Source organism: Streptomyces sparsus (assembly GCF_054776295.1).
The window spans coordinates 1-5,887 of record NZ_BAAHCA010000106.1 but is presented as its reverse complement, the minus strand read 5'-3'; the positions used below and the strand labels follow the sequence as shown (position 1 = coordinate 5,887).

The window sequence follows — 5,887 nt, the reverse complement described above, 5'->3', positions numbered from 1 at the left end:
GCGTCGCAGCCAGGCGGCTGCGACCAGACCGAGGCCGACGTGAGCGGTCAGCAGCAGCCACGGGGTCGCCGGATGCGCCAGGGGAGTGACAGGCACGTCGCCGGCGAACCGGGCCAGCGGCGTGCCGAAGCTGCCACCCGCGCAGACCAGGTCGAAGCCGACTGTGCGCAGGGGGCCCGTCACCGGGCCGCCGGTCGGGCCGTAACAGGTCTGCTGGCCGGTGGTGAAGACCGTGTCCGCCGCCAACTCAAGCGGGACGAGCAGCGCGGCGATGTGCCAGTAGCCGCGCTCCCGCCCGGCCAGGGCGAAAGCGACCAGGAAGACGGCACCCGTCACGGCGAGCAGCGGCAGCAGGGGCACGGGCGAGGCGGAGAGCAGGACGTGGGTGCCCACGGACAGCGTGACGCACACCGCGGTGAAGACCGCGGCGCGCGCTGCCCGGAAGCCTGCTCCTGATATGCCCATCGCGCCCGAGTGTGCCACGGACGGGGGTAAGCGTCAGGTCAAGGCGCCGGATCGGGATCGGCTCGGGACCTGGACGTGATCGTGGGCCCTCCCCGGTTCAGGGAACCGGGGAGGGGTGCGCGGTACCGAGCCCGTTGCCGCACTACCGCGCGCCTCGGCGGTCCTCAGGACGCGACCACCGTCGAAGGCATCCACACTGACCGTGCCCTCGCGGGGGCTACGCCGGTCCTCGTCCACGATTGCGGCGGAGCACGGTTCTATGGCGCGGCCTGCCTTGCGTGTCAACGAAGACACGGTGCAGTCATGGCGAGAATCTCTCGAAAGATTGCGAATTTCGGTTCGCACGTGTCCCTCATCAACGGGGGGAGGTAGTGGTGTCCGTGGCGGAACTCGCACAGTGGGCCAGGGTGTCGTACCCGAACGTTCGACACAACACTGACTGGGGTGATGTGGTTCGGCGAATTGGTGCTCCGCTTCCTTCCGACTACCGGGCGATGGTCACCAATTTCGGAGGCGGCAGTTTTGATTCGCACCTCTGGCTTCATGCTCCGCGAGGCGATGGTGAGCCATACGACCTGGTCCGAGGAGTGGTCGAGCGAGAAGGTGCACTACGTATCCTTTGGCAGGCGGGTGAGGAAGCGCCGTCGTGGCTGGACACGCGGCGTGACAGGCTGCTTGCCTGGGCGAGTACCGGAGACGGTGAGTATATCTACTGGTGGAGTCGGGGCGGTGAAGCGGAGGCTGAAAGGTGGCCGGTGGTTGTTCAAAGCCTTGACGGGGAGTGGGAGGTATTTGAAGTGACGAGTAGTGGCTTCTTGCTTGCCTGGGTGAGGGGTGAACTTCGTACAGAATTGATTTCAAAGACCTTTGCTCAGTTCTCCAACTCGTTCATTCAATATGATGGGAGCACCATCGGGGGCTGAAATCCTGTCCCGCTCTTTCGTTCTTCGTGTTGTTGAGGGCGAGGAATGGGCTCCGGCTGTGGTTCCGCGCCGAAGTGCCGGCGCAGTGCCTGGTGGAGCGCGGCGTCCCGGTCGACCCAGTGCAGGCCGTGAGCGTCAAGGTGCGGGCCACCGTGGCCGGCGGTCATCAGGCAGCGGATGCGGGGCGCATCGGGGTAGCCCGACGGCCGGGTGGACGGGCAGCGCCGACCCTGGCGTGCTGTCACCGTGGCGCGCTCAGTAGACGTCGCGCGTAGGCCGCCCACGTGCCGCACAGGCCGCCCGTGACGGCGACGACGGCCAGCACGGGCAGTGCCAGGTGCAGCAGGGTGCGCAGCACGTCACACCACTTCCACGCCGTGGATGCGGAACGGACCGACATCGATGCCGTCGGGGGCGAGCAGCAGGTCCAGCCGCCGCTGCCGCTGCTCGCTGGCCACCACATACGGACGCACCGACGCCACCGCGTCACCGTCGATGGGCTCGGTGCGGGGGAGTGGGCGTGGGGCGGGCCCTTGAGGGGTTGGTACCGGCAGCTCGCCGCAATCATCGAGGCGCGTATTGCTCGCGGGGACTGGGCGGTGCACCGTGCCATTCCCTCCGAGGCCGCGCTCGTGCAGGAGTATGGACTGGCCCGCACTACGGTGCGCCGGGCCATCGCCCTGCTTGCCGAGAAGGGTGAGGTCTTCGTGGTGCCGCAGCGTGGCTCCTTCGTCGCCCGGCGCTCCGGAGACGGCGGAGACGCCGGGGGAGCGGGGGCCGGATCGGGCGCGTAGGGCGTCCGGGGCGGAACGGGACCCGGGGTGTCAGTGGGCGGCCGTAGACTTCGGAGCTGCCCCTGATGATCCCGCGCCGGAGGTGGCTCACCCCGTGACCGACAAGCCGTTCACGCATCTGCACGTGCACACTCAGTACTCGCTGCTGGACGGTGCGGCCCGCCTGAAGGACATGTTCAACGCGTGCGGCGAGATGGAGATGTCGCACATCGCCATGACGGACCACGGCAACCTGCACGGGGCGTACGACTTCTTCCATCAGGCGCAGGGCGCGGGCATCGTTCCCATCGTCGGCATCGAGGCGTATCTCGCCCCGGAGTCGCGGCGGTTCACCCGGCCGGTGAAGTGGGGCGCGCCGCACCAGAAGCGCGACGACGTGTCGGGTAACGGCGCCTACACCCACATGACGATGTGGGCCCGCAACAAGGAGGGTCTGCACAACCTGTTCCGGGCCCAGTCGCGGGCCAGCCTGGAGGGTTTCTTCCGCAAACCGCGCATGGACCGCGAACTGCTCGCGGAGTACGCGGACGGCCTGATGGCCACCACCGGCTGCCCGTCCGGTGAGGTCTCCACCAAGATCCGGCTCGGCATGATGGACGAGGCGGTGAAGGCGGCCGGCGAGTACCAGGACATCTTCGGCAAGGAGAACTTCTTCGTCGAGTTGATGGACCACAACATCGACATCGACCGCCGGGCCCGCGCCGGGCTGGAGGAGGTCGCCCGGAAGATCAGCGCGCCCTTCGTCGTCACCAACGACTCGCACTACACCTACGAGCACGAGTCGCAGGCCCACGACACCCTGCTGTGCATCCAGACCGGCAGCAACCTCTCCGACCCGGACCGCTTCAGGTTCGACGGCTCCGGCTACTACCTCAAGTCGGCCGCCGAGATGTACGCGATCGACAACTCCGACGCCTGGCAGGAGGGGTGCCGCAACACCCAGCTGCTGATCGCCGACCGGATCGACACCGACGGCATGTTCAAGCCCCGGAACCTGATGCCGCGCTTCGAGGTGCCCGAGGGCTACGACGAGGTCTCCTGGTTCCAGGAGGAGGTCAAGCGCGGCATGGAGCGGCGCTACCCCGGCGGCGTGCCCGAGGACCGCCAGCGGCAGGCCGCCTACGAGATGGGCGTCATCATCGAGATGGGGTTCCCCGGCTACTTCCTCGTGGTCGCGGACTTCATCATGTGGGCGAAGAACAACGGCATCGCGGTCGGCCCCGGGCGTGGCTCGGCGGCCGGTTCGATCGTCGCGTACGCCATGGGCATCACCGACCTCGACCCGATCGTGCACGGCCTGATCTTCGAGCGGTTCCTCAACCCCGAGCGCGTCTCCATGCCCGACGTCGACATCGACTTCGACGAGCGCAGGCGCGGTGAGGTGATCCGGTACGTCACCGAGAAGTACGGCGCCGACAAGGTCGCCATGATCGGCACCTACGGCACGATCAAGGCGAAGAACGCCATCAAGGACTCTGCCCGGGTGCTCGGTTACCCGTACGCGGTCGGCGACCGCATCACCAAGGCGATGCCGGCCGACGTGCTCGGCAAGGGCATCCCGCTGTCCGGCATCACGGACAAGAACCACCCCCGGTACAGCGAGGCCGGCGAGATCCGCTCGATGTACGAGAACGAGCCGGACGTCACCAAGGTCATCGACGCGGCCCGCGGCATCGAGGGCCTGGTGCGGCAGATGGGCGTGCACGCGGCTGGCGTGATCATGTCCAGCGAGCGGCTGATCGACCACGTGCCGGTGTTCTCACCGAAGAACGACGGTGTGGTCGTCACCCAGTGGGACTACCCGAGCTGCGAGTCGCTCGGCCTGCTGAAGATGGACTTCCTGGGCCTGCGCAACCTCACGATCATGGACGACGCGCAGAAGGCCATCAAGAAGAACAAGGGCGTCGACATCTCGCTGCTCGACCTGCCGCTGGACGACCCGAAGACGTACGAGCTGCTGCAACGCGGCGACACCCTCGGCGTCTTCCAGTTCGACGGCGGCCCGATGCGCTCCCTGCTGCGCATGATGAAGCCGGACAACTTCGAGGACATCTCCGCCGTCTCGGCCCTGTACCGGCCCGGCCCGATGGGCATGAACTCGCACATCAACTACGCGCTGCGCAAGAACAAGCAGCAGGAGATCACCCCCATCCACCCCGAGCTGGAGGAGCCGCTCAGGGAGGTCCTGGACATCACGCACGGCCTCATCGTGTACCAGGAGCAGGTGCAGAAGGCCGCCCAGGTGCTGGCCGGGTACACGCTCGGTCAGGCCGACCTGCTGCGGCGGGCGATGGGCAAGAAGAAGCAGGAGGTCCTGGACAAGGAGTTCGTGCCGTTCCAGGCCGGCATGCGCGAGCGCGGTTACTCCGACGAGGCCGTCAAGGCCGTGTGGGACGTGCTGGTCCCGTTCGCCGGCTACGCCTTCAACAAGGCGCACTCCTCCGCCTACGGCCTCGTCACCTACTGGACGGCCTACCTCAAGGCCAACTACCCGGCCGAGTACATGTCGGCGCTGCTCACCTCGGTGCGCGACGACAAGGACAAGTCGGCGGTCTACCTCAACGAGTGCCGCAAGATGGGCATCAAGGTGCTGCCGCCGGACGTCAACGAGTCCGAGGGCAACTTCACGCCGCGCGGTGACGACACCATCGTCTTCGGCCTGACGGCGGTCCGCAACGTCGGCCAGAACGTCGTGGACTCGATCGTCAAGTGCCGCAAGGCGAAGGGCAGGTACAGCTCCTTCCCGGACTTCCTCGACAAGGTCGAGTCGGTCGTCTGCAACAAGCGGACCATCGAGTCGCTGATCAAGGCCGGCGCCTTCGACGCCATGGGCCACACCCGCAAGGGCCTCACCGCCCAGTTCGAGCCGATGATCGACAACGTGGTGCAGGTCAAGCGCAAGGAGGCCGAGGGGCAGTTCGACCTCTTCGGCGACCTCGGCGGGGACGACGGCGGTGACACCCCGGGCTTCGGCCTGGACGTGGAGTTCTCCGACATCGAGTGGGACAAGTCCTACCTGCTCGCCCAGGAACGCGAGATGCTCGGCCTGTACGTCTCCGACCACCCGCTGTTCGGTATCGAGCACGTGCTCGGCGAGAAGGCCGACGCCGCCATCTCGCAGCTCACCGGCGGTGACTACTCCGACGGGTCGATCGTCACCATCGGCGGCATCATCTCCGGGTTGCAGCGCAAGATGACCAAGCAGGGCAACGCCTGGGCCATCGCCACCGTCGAGGACCTGGCCGGTTCGCTGGACTGCATGTTCTTCCCCGCCACCTACCAGCTCGTCTCCACCCAGTTGGTCGAGGACGCTGTCGTCTTCATCAAGGGGCGGCTGGACAAGCGGGAGGACGTTCCCCGGCTGGTCGCGATGGAGCTGATGGTCCCCGACCTGAGCGAGGCGTCGGCCAACGCGCCGGTGACGATCACCATTCCGTCCGCCAAGATCACACCGCCGCTGGTGGAGAAGCTCGGTGAGGTCCTGTCCCACCACCGAGGCGCCACCGAGGTGCGGGTCAAGCTCCAGGGCTCACGCAAGACGACGGTGCTGCGCCTGGACCGGCACCGGGTGACGAACGACCCGGCGCTCTTCGGCGACCTCAAGGCGCTGCTCGGCCCGTCCTGCCTCGCCGGCTGACGGCCGCCGGAACCCGCCCCGGTCCCGCGCGGGGCCGGGACGTGCCGGTGGGGAGCGCCGAACGCGGC

The 5,887-nt window shown here is 67.5% G+C and carries 5 protein-coding genes; 3 read left to right on the top strand and 2 right to left on the bottom strand.

Annotation, left to right across the window (positions count from 1 at the left end; translation table 11 throughout):
- Positions 1-465 (bottom strand): hypothetical protein (locus tag ACYVE9_RS08605; protein ID WP_461027149.1); only part of this gene is annotated, 465 nt, incomplete at its 3' end.
- Positions 466-845: 380 nt separating this feature from the next.
- On the opposite strand from ACYVE9_RS08605, the gene ACYVE9_RS08600 reads away from it, so the two are divergent.
- Positions 846-1,388: an SMI1/KNR4 family protein gene (locus ACYVE9_RS08600; RefSeq protein ID WP_461027148.1), complete on the top strand. Its 543-nt coding sequence runs from the start codon at positions 846-848 to the stop codon at positions 1,386-1,388.
- 359 nt (positions 1,389-1,747) lie between these two features.
- On the opposite strand, the gene ACYVE9_RS08595 is transcribed toward ACYVE9_RS08600, so the two are convergent.
- Complete coding sequence (locus tag ACYVE9_RS08595; protein ID WP_461027147.1) at positions 1,748-1,870, bottom strand: hypothetical protein; 123 nt, start codon at positions 1,868-1,870, stop codon at positions 1,748-1,750.
- A gap of 51 nt (positions 1,871-1,921) precedes the next feature.
- Between ACYVE9_RS08595 and ACYVE9_RS08590 the strand changes: the two genes are divergently transcribed.
- Together ACYVE9_RS08590 and dnaE are read left to right on the top strand one after the other, a co-directional pair.
- Positions 1,922-2,182, top strand: coding sequence for a GntR family transcriptional regulator (locus ACYVE9_RS08590; protein ID WP_461027146.1), 261 nt, complete (start codon positions 1,922-1,924; stop codon positions 2,180-2,182).
- A gap of 94 nt (positions 2,183-2,276) precedes the next feature.
- A complete protein-coding gene (gene dnaE / locus ACYVE9_RS08585) occupies positions 2,277-5,819 on the top strand; it encodes a DNA polymerase III subunit alpha (RefSeq protein ID WP_461027145.1) in 3,543 nt (1,180 codons plus the stop codon).
- Positions 5,820-5,887: the final 68 nt, after the last annotated feature.